Source organism: Vibrio sp. 1874 (genome assembly GCF_033344395.1).
Classification (GTDB): domain Bacteria; phylum Pseudomonadota; class Gammaproteobacteria; order Enterobacterales; family Vibrionaceae; genus Vibrio; species Vibrio alginolyticus.
This window is the reverse complement of sequence record NZ_JAWPOR010000171.1, coordinates 1-1,073: the sequence shown is the minus strand read 5'-3', so window position 1 is coordinate 1,073 and position 1,073 is coordinate 1. Positions and strand designations below refer to the sequence as shown.

Annotated in this window: 2 protein-coding genes; both read left to right on the top strand. The window is 45.6% G+C overall.

Translation table 11 applies throughout. The features are described from left to right. The first annotated feature begins 182 nt into the window (after nucleotides 1-182). The gene (locus R8N46_RS25395) at nucleotides 183-698 is read left to right on the top strand and encodes an NUDIX hydrolase (protein ID WP_318189799.1); all 516 of its coding nucleotides are present in this window, start codon (nucleotides 183-185) and stop codon (nucleotides 696-698) included. 23 nt (nucleotides 699-721) lie between these two features. Further along, on the top strand, nucleotides 722-1,073 hold a 352-nt coding region (locus tag R8N46_RS25390), incomplete at its 3' end, for a beta-eliminating lyase-related protein (protein ID WP_318189798.1).

The window sequence follows — 1,073 nt, the reverse complement described above, 5'->3', positions numbered from 1 at the left end:
CCTTATAACAGATGCTTATCTCTCTCTTTGCTGAGCAATCAAAGTTTCCATTTATGAGATATAGCTCACTGAAAGTGCAAACGCTTTCGTGGCCTTACAACAGTTTTTGCTTTTGTTTCCCAGCGTTTGTGGTTAATGTTCAAAAACGTCAAATTGCGGTCATTGCTAGGATTTACAACTGCATGAGCAAAACAATTCATAAATGGAAGCAAATTTCTTTGGTTGAAGAAGACGTTCAGCTTCCTACTGGTAAAGTCATTTCACACACCACCATTCACCATCCAGGCGCTGCTGTAATACTGCCAATCGCTGCCAATGGCGATATAGTCTTAGTGAATCAGTTTCGACCTTCTCTCAATAAATGGCTTCTGGAGTTACCAGCAGGCACTCGTGAAGGCGACGAAGACCCGCTCTGCTGCGCGCAACGTGAGTTGGAAGAAGAAACTGGCTTCAGCGCAGAAAAATTTACCCCACTCGGTCAAGTGACGCCGCTTGCTGGGTTTTGTGATGAAATTCAGTATTTGTTTGTCGCCGAACACTTAGCCAAAACCAATCGCTACGAGTGTGACGACGATGAAGTGATTGAAGTCGTGACATTGTCACGGGAACAGCTCGAAGAAAAAATTATTGATGGCACCATTACCGATGCCAAAACCATCGCTTGCTTAAGCAAAGCTCGCCTTTGCGGATACATTTAGGAATTTGAACCAAGGAGATATTCATGGATTTTCGTTCAGACACAGTGACTCAACCCACCCAAGCTATGCGCGAAGCAATGTTCAGCGCCCCTGTTGGCGATGATGTTTATGGTGACGATCCTACCGTAAACGAGCTAGAGCAATTCGCGGCTAAATTGGCAGGGTTTGAGGCAGCGTTGTTTACCACTTCTGGCACACAAGCAAACCTTTTAGGATTAATGGCGCACTGTGAGCGTGGCGATGAATATTTATGCGGCCAGCAAGCGCACAATTACAAATATGAAGCAGGTGGCGCAGCGGTACTGGGTTCTATCCAGCCTCAACCAATAGAAAACAATCCAGATGGCACGTTGCCATTTGACAAATTAGAGGCAG

Coding starts and splice junctions, on each gene's coding strand:
- R8N46_RS25395 (WP_318189799.1), top strand. CDS start 183: ATGAGCAAAACAATTCATAAATGGAAGCAAATTTCTTTGGTTGAAGAA.